At 60.5% G+C, this 16,380-nt stretch carries 13 protein-coding genes; 4 read left to right on the forward strand and 9 right to left on the reverse strand.

Going from position 1 to position 16,380, the window contains the following annotated elements:
- From FJU08_RS17285 to FJU08_RS17295, 3 genes are read right to left on the reverse strand one after another with little or no spacing between them, the layout of a single operon-like run.
- On the reverse strand, positions 1–756 hold the full coding sequence (locus tag FJU08_RS17285) for an ABC transporter ATP-binding protein (RefSeq protein WP_141150276.1): 756 nt from the start codon (positions 754–756) through the stop codon (positions 1–3).
- Entirely contained in the window at positions 753–1,808 is a 1,056-nt protein-coding gene (locus tag FJU08_RS17290; protein ID WP_141150277.1) for a FecCD family ABC transporter permease, read from the reverse strand. Before FJU08_RS17290 ends, FJU08_RS17285 begins: the two co-directional genes overlap by 4 nt.
- The gene (locus tag FJU08_RS17295) at positions 1,805–2,890 is read right to left on the reverse strand and encodes an ABC transporter substrate-binding protein (RefSeq protein WP_141150278.1); all 1,086 of its coding nucleotides are present in this window, start codon (positions 2,888–2,890) and stop codon (positions 1,805–1,807) included. Before FJU08_RS17295 ends, FJU08_RS17290 begins: the two co-directional genes overlap by 4 nt.
- Positions 2,891–3,189: 299 nt before the next feature.
- Between FJU08_RS17295 and FJU08_RS17300 the strand changes: the two genes are divergently transcribed.
- On the forward strand, positions 3,190–5,016 hold the full coding sequence (locus FJU08_RS17300; protein WP_141150279.1) for an SLC13 family permease: 1,827 nt from the start codon (positions 3,190–3,192) through the stop codon (positions 5,014–5,016).
- Between the two features lie 22 nt (positions 5,017–5,038).
- Here the strand turns inward: FJU08_RS17300 and nadC are convergent, their stop codons facing one another.
- The 4 genes from nadC to FJU08_RS17320 all read right to left on the reverse strand — a co-directional run bounded on the left by nadC (position 5,039) and on the right by FJU08_RS17320 (position 9,374).
- Positions 5,039–5,893: a carboxylating nicotinate-nucleotide diphosphorylase gene (gene nadC, locus FJU08_RS17305; RefSeq protein ID WP_141150280.1), complete on the reverse strand. Its 855-nt coding sequence runs from the start codon at positions 5,891–5,893 to the stop codon at positions 5,039–5,041.
- Between the two features lie 3 nt (positions 5,894–5,896).
- The gene (locus tag FJU08_RS17310) at positions 5,897–7,429 is read right to left on the reverse strand and encodes an L-aspartate oxidase (RefSeq protein ID WP_141150281.1); all 1,533 of its coding nucleotides are present in this window, start codon (positions 7,427–7,429) and stop codon (positions 5,897–5,899) included.
- Positions 7,426–8,397: a quinolinate synthase NadA gene (gene nadA / locus FJU08_RS17315; protein WP_141150282.1), complete on the reverse strand. Its 972-nt coding sequence runs from the start codon at positions 8,395–8,397 to the stop codon at positions 7,426–7,428. The genes FJU08_RS17310 and nadA overlap by 4 nt, the downstream gene beginning before the upstream one ends.
- A 68-nt stretch (positions 8,398–8,465) precedes the next feature.
- Positions 8,466–9,374, reverse strand: coding sequence for an NUDIX hydrolase (locus tag FJU08_RS17320; protein WP_141150283.1), 909 nt, complete (start codon positions 9,372–9,374; stop codon positions 8,466–8,468).
- Positions 9,375–9,521: 147 nt separating this feature from the next.
- Here FJU08_RS17320 and FJU08_RS17325 point away from each other — a divergent pair, with 147 nt between their 5' ends.
- Positions 9,522–10,343: a phosphatidylinositol-specific phospholipase C/glycerophosphodiester phosphodiesterase family protein gene (locus FJU08_RS17325; RefSeq protein WP_181409898.1), complete on the forward strand. Its 822-nt coding sequence runs from the start codon at positions 9,522–9,524 to the stop codon at positions 10,341–10,343.
- Here FJU08_RS17325 and FJU08_RS17330 read toward each other — a convergent pair.
- Together FJU08_RS17330 and FJU08_RS17335 are read right to left on the reverse strand one after the other, a co-directional pair.
- Positions 10,329–10,847, reverse strand: a complete 519-nt coding sequence (locus FJU08_RS17330) for an NUDIX hydrolase (protein ID WP_181409899.1) — start codon at positions 10,845–10,847, stop codon at positions 10,329–10,331. The genes FJU08_RS17325 and FJU08_RS17330 overlap by 15 nt on opposite strands.
- Positions 10,848–11,007: 160 nt before the next feature.
- Positions 11,008–13,488, reverse strand: coding sequence for a beta-glucosidase (locus FJU08_RS17335; RefSeq protein WP_141150286.1), 2,481 nt, complete (start codon positions 13,486–13,488; stop codon positions 11,008–11,010).
- A 132-nt stretch (positions 13,489–13,620) separates the two neighbouring features.
- On the opposite strand from FJU08_RS17335, the gene FJU08_RS17340 reads away from it, so the two are divergent.
- Together FJU08_RS17340 and FJU08_RS17345 are read left to right on the forward strand one after the other, a co-directional pair.
- The gene (locus FJU08_RS17340; RefSeq protein ID WP_210245266.1) at positions 13,621–14,274 is read left to right on the forward strand and encodes a TetR/AcrR family transcriptional regulator; all 654 of its coding nucleotides are present in this window, start codon (positions 13,621–13,623) and stop codon (positions 14,272–14,274) included.
- 496 nt (positions 14,275–14,770) lie between these two features.
- Positions 14,771–16,369 carry an ABC transporter substrate-binding protein gene (locus FJU08_RS17345; protein WP_141150287.1) on the forward strand — a complete coding sequence of 533 codons (1,599 nt, stop codon included), beginning with the start codon at positions 14,771–14,773 and terminating at the stop codon, positions 16,367–16,369.
- Positions 16,370–16,380 lie beyond the last annotated feature (11 nt).

A 16,380-nucleotide genomic window follows, 5' to 3' on the forward strand; every position in this document is an offset into this window, starting at 1 on the left:
TCAGTGTTCCCTTCCGGCAAAGGCCGGAACAATGGCGCGGCGTTTGCCGCCATCATCGCCTTCGACATCGACCCAGCGCATCGTCACATCGTAAAGCGCCGATAGCGGTTCCGGCTGGATCATCTCGTCCACCGTGCCGAAGCGCTCGTGCCCGTCAGGCATCATCAGCAGCACGTCATCGGCCGCCGCCAGTGCGTGGTTGGGGTCATGGGTGGTAAACAGGATCGCCTTGTCACGGCGGGCCCGCAAAAGGTTCAGAAGATCGAGGGTTTTGGCCTGATTGCCGAGGTCAAGCGCCGAGGTCGGTTCATCGAAAATCAGCGCCTCGGAACCGGTTGCGAGCGCGCGGGCAATCAGGATCATCTGCCGCTGGCCGCCCGACATCCGGTCATAGCGCAGCGCGGCGAGCTTTGATGCGCCCACGGTTTCAAGCGCCTGGCGGGCCGCTTCAATATCTTCGCCTCCCGGTTGGCCAAACAGGCCGATCCGTGCGGCATGGCCCATCACCACGACATCGAGACCGGAGAGCTTTGCAGCCGACGCCCCGTGCTGCGGTACATAGCCGGCGATTTTCGGGGCCCGGCGTTTACCCTCCTTCAGCGGCTGGAAACCGAGCAGGGCGCGCAAAAGCGTGGTCTTGCCGCGGCCATTGGGCCCGAGAACCGCCATGGACCGGCCAACCGGAAGCGTGAAGCTGACATTTGCGAAGATGGTTTTGGCGCCGAAGGCGACACTGGCATTGTCGAGCCCGATCATGGCCGTTCCGCCTTTGAAAAATGCCGGCGCAGAAGCAGGCCGAAAACCGGTGCGCCAATCAGTGCCGTCAGCACGCCAAGCGGGATTTCTGCAGCTGTCAGCGTGCGTGCCAGCGTGTCGATGAAGGTCAGATAGGCCGCACCCAGTATGGCCGATGCAGGGATCAGCACGCGATGATCCTCGCCGACGAGAATGCGCGCCGCATGCGGAATGACGAGGCCGATCCAGCCGATGATCCCGGCAACGGCAACGGAGGTCGCTGTTGTCAGCGCTGTTGCAATGAAGATGATCCAGCGCTCGCGATCCGGATTGACGCCGAGCGAGCGGGCTTCGGTATCTTCCAGCGCCAGAAGGTTCAGCCGGTAGCGGAACAGGAAGATCACAGCCATGCCAATCACAAGGCCGGGCAGGCCGAGGAAGAGACGCGGCCAGGTGGCCGTCGAGAACGAGCCCATCAGCCAGTAGACGATTGCGGGCAGCGATGTATTGGGATCGGCAACGAACTGGACGACGGAGACGAGGGCGGCAAACAGTGCGCCGATCACCATGCCCGACAGAATGACGGTGACCACCTCGGTGCGTCCGTTGATGCGGGCGAGAAGCCCGACCATGACGAGAGCGGCAAGGCCGAAGAAGAAGGCAATGCCGAGCAGCGTGACGCCGGAAAAGCCGACGAGAATGGAAAGCGCACCGCCAAAGGCCGCCCCCTGGCTGATGCCCAGCACCTGCTGGGAGACCAGCGGATTGCGGAACACGCCCTGAAGCGCGGCCCCGCCGACCCCGAGCGCCGCCCCGGTGACGGCGGCGAGCAGCACGCGCGGCATGCGCACCAGAAGGACGATGCGCTGATCGATCGTTTCAAGCGGGGCTGAGGGATCGGCAATCCAGGTCAGGACGATCTCGGCGATCCTTGCCGGCGAGACTGCAAAGCGTCCCGCGCCGATGGCAAAGATCATCGCAGCAACAAGAGCGATCACCATGGTGGCAAAGAGGCCGATGCGCAGGGAGCCGGCCGCACGGAAGTTGCGCGACCCGGCTGAAATATCGGTCATGACCGGCTCTTGAACTGATCGTAATTGGCGGCACCTGCATTCAGGTCCATCCACAGGATCTGGTCGATATCCTCATCGCTCAGATCATAGTCATAGATGGTCTTGTAGGCCGTCTTCATCTCGGAGCGCAGGTCAAAGTCAAAGAGTTCGGGATGCAGAATATCGGCCAGCCACATCCAGGTCAGCGGACTTTCCTGGTTCGGCGGATCCCAGCGATAGCCGCCGAGCGGCATGCGATAGACCTTGTGGTTCTGGGCGGCATTGGTGAGTGAAAGGATCGGATCGGAGTAGATCCGCTCCGGGGATATGTCGCTTTCGAAATTGTTGAGCAGGATCACATCCGGATTCCAGCTGGCGATCTGCTCTGGATTGATGGTCACGCCATTGCCGACAAGATCGGCCGCGGCATTCTGGCCACCGGCAAGATCGATATACCAGGCATTATAGTTGCCTTCGGTGCCCGAGGCCTTGATGCCGTCCATGGCGCGCAGCAGATAGAGCACTTTCGGCCGGTCGCTGTCGCCAAGGCCCTCTGTCTTCGACTTGATGTCGGATGCCACCTCTTCGCGCCAGTCGATCAGCGGGGCGATGCGCTCGGGCTTGCCCATGGCTTCGGCCGTCATCGTCATATAGGCGCGGGCCTTTTCTTCGGTGCCGTAGGAAATCAGCATCGCGGTCATGCCGGCATTGGTGATCGGATCGACATAATCAGGGCCGCGATCGGCCCACTGGATCACCAGATCAGGATTGGTCGCCGCCAGTTCCTCGACATTCGGGATGAAATTCGGGGCCGTGATATCGGAGGGAATATCCTTTGCCTCAGGGAAGATCTTGCCGAGAATACCGTCCATGATCGCCTGCTTGGCTGAAGGGTTCATGCCGACCAGCCTGTCGGTGCCGCCGTCAATGGCAATCAGCGTCGAGGCCATCGGGATCGGGATCGAAGCGATGCGGCTTGCCGGTTCATCCAGCGTTACCGTCCGGTTTTCCTGGTCGGTGAAGGTGATCGGGTCGGCGAGCGCCGGTCCGGCGAGAAGCAAAGCGACGGCCGCCCCCAAATGGCGGGCTTTGACGATAGTCATCGGAAAATCCTGATTTTAATGGTCAACTATTGTACGGTCTTTTTACAAACATGATTATAATTATCAAGATAAAAAACGCAAAAATGCGACACTGTGCCGCGACCGGCTGTGCCGCGCCGCATCAGGCCCGGATCATTTCAGCAGGTGCAAAGACTGCGCAGCTGTGTCAGATTTGACAGGTGTCACCCGCTGGTGACCCGTCCCGGGGGAGTTTACATTTCAGCGCTGGCGAGTGCATAAGTCATTATATTGAATTTCTACTTTTCATTCCGTTCCGCTTTCTGGGGCCATTTGTTTTCATGGATTCGATCCATCTGATACTCACTTTTGTCATTATCGCGGGCGCTGTGATTGCCTTTGCGGTTGACCGTTTTTCCATCGAGGTCGTGTCGCTGGGCATCTTGTCGGCGCTTCTGGTTCTGTTCGGCACCTTTCCCTACACGTCGGGCAGCGGCGCGGTTCTTTCCATCGATCAATTGCTGGCCGGGTTTTCATCGCCAGCACTGGTGACCGTTCTGGCGCTGCTGATCGTCGGCAAGGGGCTTTTCGCCACCGATGCGCTGGAAGGGGTTGCCGATGTCATCGGGCGGATGAATCGCGGCAATCCGAAGCTTGCCGTCGTGGTGATCCTCGTCGTGGTTGGCGTTACTTCCGCCTTCCTCAACAATACGCCGGTGGTGGTGATCTTCATCCCGGTACTGACATCGCTGGCCGCGCGCTACCGCCTGTCGCCCTACCAGATCTTCATGCCGCTTTCCTTCGTCACCATTTTGGGTGGCATGACGACGATGATCGGTTCGTCGACCAATATGATTGCTGTCGGTCTTGCCAACCAGCTCGGCGTGAAGATGGGTTTTTTCTCGATCACCGGCATGGGCGTCATTCTGGCGGTGGTCGGCTATCTCTATGTGCTTCTTGTCATGCCGCGGGTGCTGTCGGGGCGCAAGGCGGAGGTCAAGCCTGCCGAGGATACCGATGGCACGCAATTTGTCGGCGACCTGGTCATTCTGCCCAATAGCCGCTTTATTGGCGAGCGGCCGCGCTCGGGCTTTTTTCCTGATCTCGCGCCGATGGCGCTGCATGTGCTGACGCGGGCGGATGGCACCACGCTCCTGCCGCCTTATGATGACAGCCTCGTTCTGGCGCCGGGCGACCGGCTGCAGCTGATCGGAACCCGAAAGGGCTTCATGGATCTGATCGCCAAGAGCGAATTCGACCTGACTGCCCCGCCTGATGGCTCGCTGCCGCGTGATCCGCGCAAGGCGGGTCCGCGCTATCATCTGGCCGAGGCGGTGGTTGCACCGGGGTCGATGTTTGAGGGCCGCACTGTACGTTTCAGTGGCATTCAGGCGCGTTTCAATGTCACTGTATTCGGGGTCCGGCGAAAATCGCGCATGGGCCGCATTCCGCTGACCTATATCCGGCTGGAGGCAGGCGACACATTGTTGCTTGGCGGTACGGAGGAAGATTTCGCCAGCACCCGCGGCAATCATGATGTGCTGCTGCTGGAACATTCCGCAGAACCGGTGCCGCCGCGCGACAAGTCCATTCTGGCGGCACTGATCTTTCTTGCCATCGTGGTGCTGTCGGCAACCGGTATTTCGCCGATCGCCGTCAATGCGGTTGCCGGCGCGGTGCTGATGGTGGCGTTTGGCTGCCTCACATTGCAGCAGGCAGCCCGCGCCTTTGACCGGCAGATCTTCCTGTTGATCGGCGCCTCGATCGGCATGGCGACGGCGCTGGAGGCGACCGGCGGGGCAAAGCTGATTGCCGAAACCGTGGTCGATCTCAGTGGCGGTGCCTCGGCGCCGGTGGTGATCACCATCCTGTTCATCACCGTGGCGATCCTTACCAATCTCCTGTCCAACAATGCCGCCGCCGCGCTGTTCATCCCGATCGCCATCAACATGGCGCGTCAGGTCGGCGCGCCACCGGAAGCCTTTGCCGCCGCCGTCATCTATGCGGCCAACTGCTCCTTTGCCACGCCGATCGGCTATCAGACCAATCTCATGGTCATGGGGCCGGGCCATTACAGCTTCAGGGATTTTATCCGTGCCGGCTTTCCGCTGGTGCTGGTGGTGACCATCACCTTCGCGCTTGTGGCACCGTGGTATTACGATCTCTGAATGGATACCGGCTCCGGCCGAATTATGCGCTCGAGACGAAATCAAGGCCGATATCGAGGATGGGCGCGGAATGGGTGAGCCAGCCGACCGAGATCAGGTCGACGCCGGCACGGGCAAGCGCTCCGGCCGTTTCCGGCGTAATGCCGCCCGAGGCTTCGGTGATCGCGCGGCCATCGACGATTGCGACAGCCTCGGCCAGCATGTCCGGTCCCATATTGTCGAGCAGCACGGCATCAATGCCGATATCCATCACGTCGCGAAGCTGGTCGAGCGTGTCGACCTCGACTTCGATCTTCACCATATGGCCGGCATTTTTCTTTGCCCGGTCGATGGCGGTGGCGATATTGCCCGCAATGGCAATGTGATTGTCCTTGATCAGTACAGCATCGAACAGGCCGAAGCGGTGATTGCCGCCGCCGCCCATGCGCACGGCGTATTTTTCCAGCGCGCGAAGTCCAGGCGTTGTCTTGCGGGTGCACACCACGGCAGCGCCCGTGCCGGCAACCGCCGCAACAATGCCAGCGGTAACGCTGGCAATGCCGGAGAGGTGTGACAGGATGTTGAGCGCAGTGCGCTCCCCGGTCAGAAGCCCGCGTGAGGGACCGGACAGCGTTGCGATCCGTGTGCCTGGCGAAACGGCATCGCCATCCTCCACATGCCGGGTCATGGTGATCGCCGGATCGACCAGCTCAAAGGCAAGCGCTGCCGCATCAAGCCCGGCCACCACGCCCTTCTTTCGGGTTGCCATGGTGACGGTGGAGCGATGACCGGCCGGGATCACCGCATTGGAGGTGATATCGCCGGCAAGGCCCAGATCCTCGACAAGGGCATTGCGGATCACGGGTTCGATCATCGGGCGGAGAAGGGGGGCAGTCATGGTTCAGGCACTCCGGGCAAGGGGGATGAGATTGCGGGCATGGTCGAGGATTGCATCGAGATCCATCCGGTTCCGGATCGCGCTCGTCCGCTTCTGCGGAAAGTCGGTGCGGGCATGGCCGCCACGCGTCTCCTCGCGCAGATCGGCGAAGACGGCGACTGCCAGCGCCACCAGCGCCGGATCGGCGTCGGCACCATCGGCGTCATAATGGGCAAGCAGCTCAGGGATTGCCTGATGAAGCCCGTCGGCCGAGCGCAGTACGCCGAGATGGCGGCTCATGATCGGGCGAATACGACCAGTCGTGGAACGCGCCTCCGGCAGAGCTTGGCTGAAACGTGCCGTTGCAATGGCGCGGTTTGGCGTTGCGGCCCCTGCTGCGGCTATATCTGCCGCTGCCCGCGCCCCGGTCACCACCGCCTCCGTCAGCGAATTGCTGGCCAGCCGGTTGGCGCCGTGCAGACCGGTCGCAGCGCATTCACCGGCTGCCCAGAGACCGGGAACAGAGGTTCGGGCGTGTTCGTCAACATCGATCCCGCCCATGTGATAATGCTGGGCCGGTGCCACGGGGATCAGATCGCGGGCGGGGTCAATACCGGCTTCCCGGCAGATCGCGGTGATCGCCGGGAAACGGGCGTAAAAGCCTGTGCCAAGGCAGGCGCGGGCATCGAGAAACACTTTGTTGCCGCGAGAAATCTCGGCGAAAATCGCCCGTGCTACCACGTCGCGCGGCGCAAGTTCGGCACCTTTGGCTGCGGCCATGAAGCGCTCGCCATGGTCATTGATCAGCACCGCACCTTCGCCGCGCACCGCCTCGCTGATCAGCGGAACCGGACGCGCATCAACGGCAAGGCCGGTCGGATGGAATTGGACGAATTCCATATCAGCAAGATGCGCGCCCGCGCGCGCGGCCAGCATGACGCCCTGGCCGAAATTGCCGGGTGGATTGGTCGAGGTCGCGTAAAGCCCGCCAATGCCGCCGGTTGCCAGCAGTACGCGGTCGCTCGAAAGGGTGAAAAACCGACCGCTTCTTTCGGCAAGTACGCCTTCTATCCGGCCTTCGCGGACAATCAGCCGCCGCACCGATGTGTCCGGCATCAGCGTGATTGACGGTGTTGACAGGACCCGGCTTGCAAGGGCTGCAACAATGGCGGCACCTGATCCGTCGCCGCCGGCATGCAATACGCGCCTGCGGCAATGGGCGGCTTCCAGCGCCAGGGCATAGGTGCCATCGTCATTGCGATCAAAAATAACGCCGTGGCGTTCCAGGCGCTGAATGGCTGCCGGTGCCTGGTTCAGGATGACTGCCGCAGCGACCGGATCGCAAAGCCCGTCGCCGGCCCGAAGCGTGTCTTCAAGCTGCAGTGCCGGGGCGTCATCCGGCGCCATGGCGGCAGCTATGCCGCCCTGGGCGAGCGCGCTGGAACTCTTCTCGCCGGCGCCTGCCCGGGTGATCAGCGTGACTGGCAGCGGCGCAAGCTCGAGCGCTGCCACAAGACCGGCAATGCCGCTGCCGATAATGATGACGGGCGTGTTCATAGGGCCAGCATCCGCTCAACGGCACGGCGCGCATCACCGGCGATTGCCGGGTCGACGGTCACGGCGTGGCGGTTGTTTTCCAGTGCGTCGCGGATGTTCTTCAATGTGATCCGCTTCATATGCGGGCAGAGATTGCAGGGCCGGACGAAATCGACCTCCGGGTGATCGACAGCGACATTGTCGCTCATCGAACATTCGGTCAGAAGCACCACACGCGCCGGCTTGTTGTCGCCGACATAGGCCGACATCAGCGCGGTCGAACCGGCGAAATCGGCTTCAGCCACCACATCGGGCGGACATTCGGGATGGGCCAGCACCTGAACGCCCGGCCAGGCCTCACGCATCTCGCGCACATCCTCGGCGGTGAAGAGTTCATGCACTTCGCAATGGCCCTTCCAGGTGATGATCTCGACATCGGTTTCGCGGGCAATGTTCTGGGCGAGATATTCATCCGGGATCATGATCACCTTCGGCACGCCAAGGCCTTCGACGATCTTTTTCGCATTGCCGGAGGTACAGCAGATATCCGATGCCGCCTTTACCGCAGCCGATGTGTTGACATAGGTGATCACCGGAACACCGGGATGGGCGGCGCGCAGCAGCGCCACATCTTCAGGTGTGATCGAATCGGCGAGCGAACAGCCTGCCCCCATATCGGGGATCAGCACGGTCTTTTCCGGGTTCAGGAGCTTGGCGGTTTCGGCCATGAAATGCACGCCCGCCAGAACGATGATATCGGCCTCCGCTTCTGCTGCCTTTCGGGCCAGCGCCAGGCTGTCGCCGACAATGTCGGCAACACCGTGGAAAATATCCGGCGTCTGGTAGTTGTGGGCGAGAATAACGGCATTCTTCTCATGTTTAAGCGCTAAAATGGCCTCCACGTCATCCGCATGGCTCAGCCATTCGGCCTTTGGCATTACCCGTGACACGCGCTCATACAGTCTGTTGGCGTCAAAACCGGCATTCATCGCTTTCTCCTTAATACTCTATTTGAGTATATTTAGAGCGCGATTCATATTCTCTCATTGAGTTTATGTCAATGGCGGGTGGTGGGGAGACGTGATCCGGAGAGCGCGCGCTCTTCGAGGATGGCATGGCGGTAGCGGAACAGCTTGGCGGGTCTGCCGCCGGTTTCAGCTGTCACAGCGCCGGTTTCCTCGATCAGTGCCTGCTGATCGATCTGGCGGCGGAAATTGGGCTTGTGCAGCCTGAGCCCCGCCAGCGCTTCGACGGCGCGCTGCAATTGCAAAAGCGTGAATTGCTCCGGCATCAGCTCGAAGACGACGGGGCGGTATTTGATCTTGGCGCGCAGCCTGGCAATGCCGGTCGCAAGAATGCGCCGGTGATCGGCGGCCATCGGCTTGCCGAACCAGAAGGCCGGTGCTGACCCGGCCTCGGCCACCAGCTTGGCCTCATACATCAGCTCATAGCGCTGCAGCACCAGATCCTCATTCCATGCGGCGCCGTTGAGGCCGAAGGCAAAATCGAGACGATGGCGGCGATAATCGCGGCCGGGCCGCTCGCTCTCGGCCCATTGGCGAAGCATGTCGACGATGTTTTCGAGGATGTCCGGGCGTCCGCCGCGCAGATCCTCCCAGGGAAAATAGCTGTACCAGTCCTTCCACAATGGCCGGCCGCCGCCGGGCGGGGCCTGCTCGCGCACCAGTCCGAGATAGGAGATTGAAATGATGTGCCGGTCATCGTCGCTGCGCGCGCCGCCGCGATCGCGATCGGCAAAGGTGTAAAGCTGCTCAAGATAGCCGACCGGATGGCCGGTCTGGTCCTCGACCCAGTCGCGAAGGCCGGCCTGAAGGCTGCGATGGCCGGAGATAAACGGGCCGGAGGGCAATTTCACGCCGGCCTCCACCGTCATCACACGCGGTGCATCCTCTGTCACGGCGGCAAGCACAGCAATCAGTTCGGCATGGGCGTTGGCATCGGTCACGGGCGGCTTGTCCTCAATTCTCCATCAATGGCGGTAGCACGGATGGGCTGTCGCGCCAATGACGACCGATAAAAGGATGAGGCTGTTACAGACATGTCATGCGTGACGCGTAGAGAGCGGAAATCCGATTTAACCAAAGACATTGCCATGCTCCGCCTTTTCACTGCCCTTTTCATTTCGCTTTTCCTTGGCTTTCCGGCTCTTGCCGTAACGCCGCTTGATCACGCTCATGCCCATAATGACTATTGGCACGAACGCCCGCTTTTCGATGCGCTGGATCATGGTTTCATGAGTATCGAGGCCGATATCATGCTGCGCGACGGCAGGCTTCTGGTCGGCCATACGGCCTCGGAACTCAGCGATGAGCGCACTCTGCAGGCGCTCTATCTTGATCCGCTTCAGGCTCTGATCCGCGATCAGGGCGGCAAGGTCTATCCCGGTCAGGATCAGCCGCTGATCCTGCTGGTCGATCTGAAGCAGGATGGACCGGATACCTATCGGGCGCTCGAAAAACTGCTGCCCGCCTATGCCGATATGCTGACAAGCTATCGCGATGGCGTGGTCACGCCCGGTGCCGTCACGCTGGTGCTGACCGGATCGTCCGCTTGGCAGGTGCTGCGCATGGAAAAGGAGCGCTACGCCTTCACCGATGCCAGCTATGTCGAGCTGAACCTCAACATGCCACCCGAGGCCATGGTGATGCTGAGCCAGAAATGGACGCAGATTACCCACTGGAAGGGCGAGGGGCCGCTGAACGAGAACGAGGACCGCTTCATCCGCAAGATCATCGCCAAGGGCCATGAACGCGGTGCCAAAGTGCGTTTCTATGCCACGCCGGATGAGCCGGGGCCGGGGCGCGATGCGGTCTGGACCTATCTTCTCGACGCTGGTGTCGATCTCATCAATACCGATGATCTTGACGGGCTTTCCGACTTCTTTGCCGCGCGTGCAGCCTCAGCCGAAAAATAACGGCAGGCGCGGGCGGATGCGCTCATCCACCGCATCAATAGACGTAACGGGAAACCATTCGGCCGCCTTCACCTCCGCCAGATCGGGGGTGAGGGTGCCGGACAGCCGGGCAGCGAAGCGGATATCGAGGTGATAATGCTCTGGCTCCTGCTTCTTGGGATTTTCGGCAATCCGGTGGAGATCGATGCTGATCGGCGTGGCGTCGGGCTTGAGTTCGGCCATCAGCCCGGTTTCCTCGCGGGTCTCGCGAAAGGCGGCACCCGTCAGGCTCTCGCCGGGTTCCAGGTGCCCGCCTGGCTGAAACCAGCGGCCGATGATCTTGTGATGGATCAGCAGCACGGCCGAAAGATCATCCGAAAACCCGAACAGCGAGGCGGTGACATGGACCGGAAAGGTCGAGCGCGCCGTATAGTCCCGGTCCTGCGCCACGAAATCGGCATAACGCGTCCAAAACCGGGCATCATAGGCGGCGATCACCTCTCGGATATGGTCGTTTTGCTCCACGCTGCCTGTCTCCTCGTTTGCCGGGCGAGTTTCAGCGTCTTGCGGCGTTGAAATCAAGTCCAAAAAATCCGCCCGTCCGGGGAGGGCCGGACGGGCGGTCAGTGACACCCGGACATGGGAGGGAGGAGAACCGGGTGCAATCTCTTGCCTGACGGTACAGTCAGGGCTTTTCGATCCAGTCGTTTTCAAGCGTCAGCGTCAGCCGGGCGCGTATATCCGTGGCACTGGCGGCTATGATGATTTCATAGTCGCCTGCATCGGCTCTGAAGGCGTGATCTTCAGCGCAGAAATAGGCGAGATCACGCGGCGACAGCGACAGGTTTGCCGTGCGAGTCTCACCGGGATCAAGCGTCAGACGGGCAAAGGCCTTCAGCTCCTTTATCGGCCGTTCGGCTTGCGGATTGTTCTCGCCGATATAAAGCTGCACGACGTCTGAGCCGCGCCGCGCGCCGGTATTGGTCACGTCAATCTCGATGCTCACGCCATCCTCGTCGATTGTCGCGGCTGAAAGTGACGGTTTGCCCCAACGGAATTCGGTATAGGAAAGCCCGAAGCCAAAGGGAAAGGCCGGATCTATCCCCGCGCGGTCGAAATGGCGGTAGCCGACGAAAATGCCTTCGCGATATTCCACATGTCCGTCGCGGCCGGGATAGCCGAGCGTGTCATTGCCGAAGGCGGAGACATCGTGGAGACGGGACGGAAAGGTCTGCGGCAACCGGCCGCCGGGCTCTGCCGCGCCAAACAGCAGATCGGCTGCGGCGTGGCCCAGCTCCTGGCCCGGATACCACATCTCGATCACGGCACGGACGCGCGACAGCCAGGGCATTTCCACCGGACCGCCGGTCTGAAGCACCACGATCGTATCAGGATTTTCGGCTGCAACGCGCGCGATCAGTTCATCCTGACGGCCGGGAAGCTGCATATCCGGCAGGTCGAGGCCTTCCGTATCCCATTCGCCTTGCCGCCCGACAAACAGCACGGCGATATCGGCTGCCTTGGCGGCCTCCACGGCAGCATCAATCTCGGTCTCGCCCAGCACATATTCAATGCCGAAGCGCATGGCACGAATATTGATGCCTTCTTCCTTCTCGTCGACCGGACGGTATTCGGCGGTGATTTCATAGCGCCGCCCGGCCAGAAGCTCGACCTTTGCGCGGCGCTCGTCATTGCCGGTGCCGAAATAATTATTGCCGCGCTTCCAGCCCGTTTCGCCATCAATCACCTTCTCCCCGTCAAGGAAGAGATTGGCAAGACCGGCATTGGTGAGGCCCAGCTCGTAAAGCCCGGTTTTTTCCGCGACAAAGCTGCCGGTGATGCGCACCGAAAAATCGTCGAGATCGATTTCCTTGTTCGGCATGTCGAACCAGAAAAAGTCACTCGCCTCCGCCGTGGTGACGTGAACTGGCGCGCCGGCCAGTTCGGTGCCCTGATAAAAGGCGACGGCAAGCGGCGTCTCCATCAGGCTTGCCAGCCGGTTGTTGGAGCAGCCGATTGCGGTCAGTACGGCATCATCGCCCAGGAGCGCCTTCAGCCCCTCCGCCGGACTGATGCGGTAATGGGCGTTGATCTGCGCGCTACCGCCGCCCATGATGCGGGCAACTGTTGCATTGGGGCCGATCGCGGCGATTTTCCGCACTCCGTTCTGTGTCAGCGGTAAAATGCCGTCATTCTTCAAAAGCACGCTGCCATCAGCGGCGAGTTTACGGATCAGGGCGCGGATTTCTGGTGTGTCGAGCGACGTTTCCGCCGGAATTTCGGGATCATCGAACGCGCCGACCCGCTCGATCAGCCTCAGCATGCGGGTCGCCGATGCCGCAACAAAATCGGCATCGAGCGCACCGCTTCTGACAGCGTCGACAAGCTTTTCGCCGCGGTCGCGCGTCGGGCCCGGCATTTCAAGGTCAAGCCCGGCCTTCACCGTGGCGATGGTGGAATGGGAGCCGAACCAGTCGGACATGACGATGCCGTCATAGCCCCATTCCTCACGCAACACCGTGGTCAAAAGCCAGCCGTTTTCGCTCGTATAGGTGCCGTTCAGCCGGTTATAGGAGGACATCACCGCCCAGACACCAGCCTTTTTCACCGCGGCCTCAAAGGGGGGCAGATAGATTTCGCGCAGCGTCCGTTCGTCAATGTCGGAGGAGATTGTCTGGCGCTGATATTCGGAATCATTGCCGACGAAATGCTTGATCGTCGCGGCAACACCATTGTCCTGCAGGCCGGCAATGTAGCCGACGGCAAGACCGGCCGTCAGTGCCGGATCTTCCGAATAGCATTCGAAATTGCGCCCGTTGAGACCTGAACGGTGGATGTTGACGGTCGGTGCCAGAAGCACGGCAGCCCCTTTCGAGCGGGCCTCCTTCGCCAGCGCCGCGCCCATCGCATAGGCTGCATCCGGGCTCCAGGAGGCGCCAAGCGCGATGGCACAGGGAAAGCAGCTTGCCTTGACGCCGCCAACCAGAGAACCACCGCCGCGCGCGCCATTGGGGCCATCGGAAACCTTGATTTTGGGGACGCCAAGCCGTGTCACGGCATTGGTGGTCCAGGAATCCGCACCGGAAAGCAGCGACACCTGCTCCTCAAGCGTCATGTCCTTCACCAGTGCTTCAATGGCGCGATTTGGTGCTACGGCATTGTCCATGGGGGTCCTCCGGCTTTTCTTCCACATAAAGATAGTATGATTGCGAGAAAAAGCTACCAAGCAGTAGGTAAATTATTCATGATTGTGCTGTCATCGCTTTTGCAGAAGAAAGAGGCGAGCAGAGGAGTGCTGATGGGAAAGCTGGATATGGGTGGCGGGACACAACTCAAAAGCAGGGGCGAGACGGTGCGCAAACGCTCGGCAAAGGGTGAGAAGCGGCGCGCCGAGATCGTGGCTGCTGCGGTCGAGATCTTCTCGCGTGAAGGCTATCGCGGTGCTTCGATTGCCTCTGTGGCGGCGCAGGTCGGCCTTACCCTTCCGGGTCTTTTGCATTATTTTCCCAGTAAGGTTGATCTGCTGTTGGAGGTGCTGGCCTGGCGTGACCGCCAGTCGGAGCGCAGTTTCGATCCTGATGTGGTTCACTGGCAGGCGCTGCTTGATCAACTGCTCGCCGCCAATCGCGCCAATGCCGGTATTCCCGACATGATCCGTGTGTTTTCGGTGCTAAATGCCGAGGGGCTCAGCGAAGATCACCCCGCCCATGACTGGTTTCGCGGCCGTTTCGACCGGATCACCCGGATGATGGCGGGTGCCTTTGCCCGCGGCATCGAAGCAGGCGAGGTGCGCCCCGACTGCGATCCTGAAGGCCTTGCCGTGGAAATTGTCGCGGTGATGGACGGGCTGCAGGTCGCCTGGCTCAGGGCGCCGGAAAAGGTCGATCTCGTCCAGCGTTTCGAGGCCTATGTCGCCCGGCTTAAAGCCTCGATCGCGGTGACGGCAGTCTGACTGTTCCACGACGATGCGCATGTCTTTCTGCAGTTATTCACGCTTTCCACATCAAGATGACAGGTATCAACCTTTGGGTTGAGCGCAACAGACGCGAAATTGTGACAGCCTTAGCGAAATGAAAATGCGTAAAGCCGGTCATATTTTCGCGCAACGCCCGTTTCGGCTGAAAAACGCAGGTCTTTGGTGGTTGTGGCGTGATCACAATGGCCAAAATCGGGCTAAATTTGATTGCACGGTCAAAAAAAAAGACTAGTCTCCCAGCACGCAAAGCGCGTGGCGCCGGGCCCTGATTGTTGCAACGGTCCCGTCACGAAGGCGCGTTACTCTCGCACGGTGGGTCGCGCAGGGTGCGCTTCTTCTCAAAGGCTTGGTTCGGAGGAAACATCTTGCAGATAGGCTGGTCTGCCTGATCACAGGCGTTCTTTCGGACCGTGATGAGTGGGGCCGCCCAGCTTGAAACAGCCGAGGCCCCGGTTTTTACAAGGGGAAAACCATGAAAAATTTCAAGGCTTTGGCTTTGGCGACCACGGTATTCGTGGCGCTCAGCGGTGCTGCGAGCGCCAAGACGCTCGTCTATTGCTCGGAAGGCTCGCCAGAGGGCTTTGACCCGTCCGCCTATACCAGCGGCACGACTTTCGACGCATCCTCGCGCACGATCTTCAACCGTCTGGTCGAGTTCAAGCATGGCAGCACGGAGACCGAACCCGGTCTTGCCACCAGCTATGACATTTCCGATGACGGACTGACCTATACGTTCCACCTGCGCCCGGGCGTCAAGTTCCAGACCACCGATTTCTTCACGCCGACGCGTGACATGAATGCCGATGATGTCGTGTTCTCCTTTGAGCGCCAGCTCGACAAGAATAATGAATGGTATTCCTATGCACCGGGTATTTCCTGGGAATATTTTGATGCGATGAGCTTCCCGAGCCTGATTGCGAGCGTCGAGAAGGTCGATGACATGACGGTCAAGTTCACCCTGAACCGTCCGGAAGCACCCTTCATCGCCGATCTGGCCATGGATTTTGCCTCGATCGTGTCGAAGGAATATGCCGATCAGCTCGCCGCTGCCGGTACCAAGGAACAGTTCAACCAGAAGCCGGTCGGCACGGGGCCGTTCCAGTTCGTTGCCTATCAGCAGGATGCGGTGATCCGCTACAAGGCATTTCCGGATTACTGGGCCGGCAAGCAGCCGATTGACGATCTCGTTTTCGCCATCACCACGGATGCCTCCGTTCGCCGTCAGAAGCTTGAAGCTGGCGAATGCCAGATCATGCCCTATCCCTCACCTGCCGATGTCGAGGCACTGAAGGGCAATGACAAGCTGAATGTCGAGGAAAGTGCCGGTCTCAACATCGGCTATCTCGCCTATAACACCACCCAGGCGCCCTTCGACAATCCGAAGGTCCGCAAGGCGCTCAACATGGCGATCGACAAGCAGGCCATCATCGATGCCGTGTTCCAGGGCACGGGCCAGGTTGCCAAGAACCCGATCCCGCCGACCATGTGGTCTTACAATGACGCGGTTCAGGATGACCCCTATGATCCCGATGCCGCCAAGAAGATGCTGGAAGATGCCGGTGTTACCGATCTTTCGATGAAGATCTGGGCGATGCCGGTTCAGCGTCCCTATAACCCCAATGCCCGCCGCATGGCCGAGCTTCTGCAGGCCGATTTCGCCAAGGTCGGCGTCAAGGCCGAGATCGTCTCTTATGAATGGGGCGAATATCTCTCGCGTGCCGGCGAAAAGGACCATGACGGTGCGGTTCTGCTCGGCTGGACCGGTGACAACGGCGATCCGGACAACTTCCTCGCCACGCTGCTCGGCTGCGATGCCGTCGGCACCACTTCGAATGTCGCCGAATTCTGCTATCAGCCCTATGAGGATCTGATCCAGAAGGCCAAGGTTACCTCGGACATGGCCGAGCGCACCAAGCTTTACGAACAGGCGCAGGTCGTCTTCAAGGAACAGGCACCGTGGGCGACGATTGCCCATTCCACGGTCTATATTCCGATGACCAAGTCGGTTGAAAACTTCGTCATCGATCCGCTCGGCTATCACCGTTTCGACGGTGTCGATATCGCTGATTAAGGTTTCAGAGA

The organism is Martelella alba (assembly GCF_006516955.1).
Taxonomy (GTDB): Bacteria; Pseudomonadota; Alphaproteobacteria; order Rhizobiales; family Rhizobiaceae; genus Martelella; species Martelella alba.

Bases quoted from the DNA above. Each gene is read 5' to 3' on its own strand.
- FJU08_RS17285 (WP_141150276.1), bottom strand. From the start codon at position 756: ATGATCGGGCTCGACAATGCCAGTGTCGCCTTCGGCGCCAAAACCATC.
- FJU08_RS17325 (WP_181409898.1), top strand. From the start codon at position 9,522: ATGCTCCGCCTTTTCACTGCCCTTTTCATTTCGCTTTTCCTTGGCTTT.
- FJU08_RS17295 (WP_141150278.1), bottom strand. From the start codon at position 2,890: ATGACTATCGTCAAAGCCCGCCATTTGGGGGCGGCCGTCGCTTTGCTT.
- FJU08_RS17340 (WP_210245266.1), top strand. From the start codon at position 13,621: ATGGGAAAGCTGGATATGGGTGGCGGGACACAACTCAAAAGCAGGGGC.
- FJU08_RS17310 (WP_141150281.1), bottom strand. From the start codon at position 7,429: ATGAACACGCCCGTCATCATTATCGGCAGCGGCATTGCCGGTCTTGTG.
- nadC (WP_141150280.1), bottom strand. From the start codon at position 5,893: ATGACTGCCCCCCTTCTCCGCCCGATGATCGAACCCGTGATCCGCAAT.
- FJU08_RS17290 (WP_141150277.1), bottom strand. From the start codon at position 1,808: ATGACCGATATTTCAGCCGGGTCGCGCAACTTCCGTGCGGCCGGCTCC.
- nadA (WP_141150282.1), bottom strand. From the start codon at position 8,397: ATGAATGCCGGTTTTGACGCCAACAGACTGTATGAGCGCGTGTCACGG.
- FJU08_RS17300 (WP_141150279.1), top strand. From the start codon at position 3,190: ATGGATTCGATCCATCTGATACTCACTTTTGTCATTATCGCGGGCGCT.
- FJU08_RS17335 (WP_141150286.1), bottom strand. From the start codon at position 13,488: ATGGACAATGCCGTAGCACCAAATCGCGCCATTGAAGCACTGGTGAAG.
- FJU08_RS17345 (WP_141150287.1), top strand. From the start codon at position 14,771: ATGAAAAATTTCAAGGCTTTGGCTTTGGCGACCACGGTATTCGTGGCG.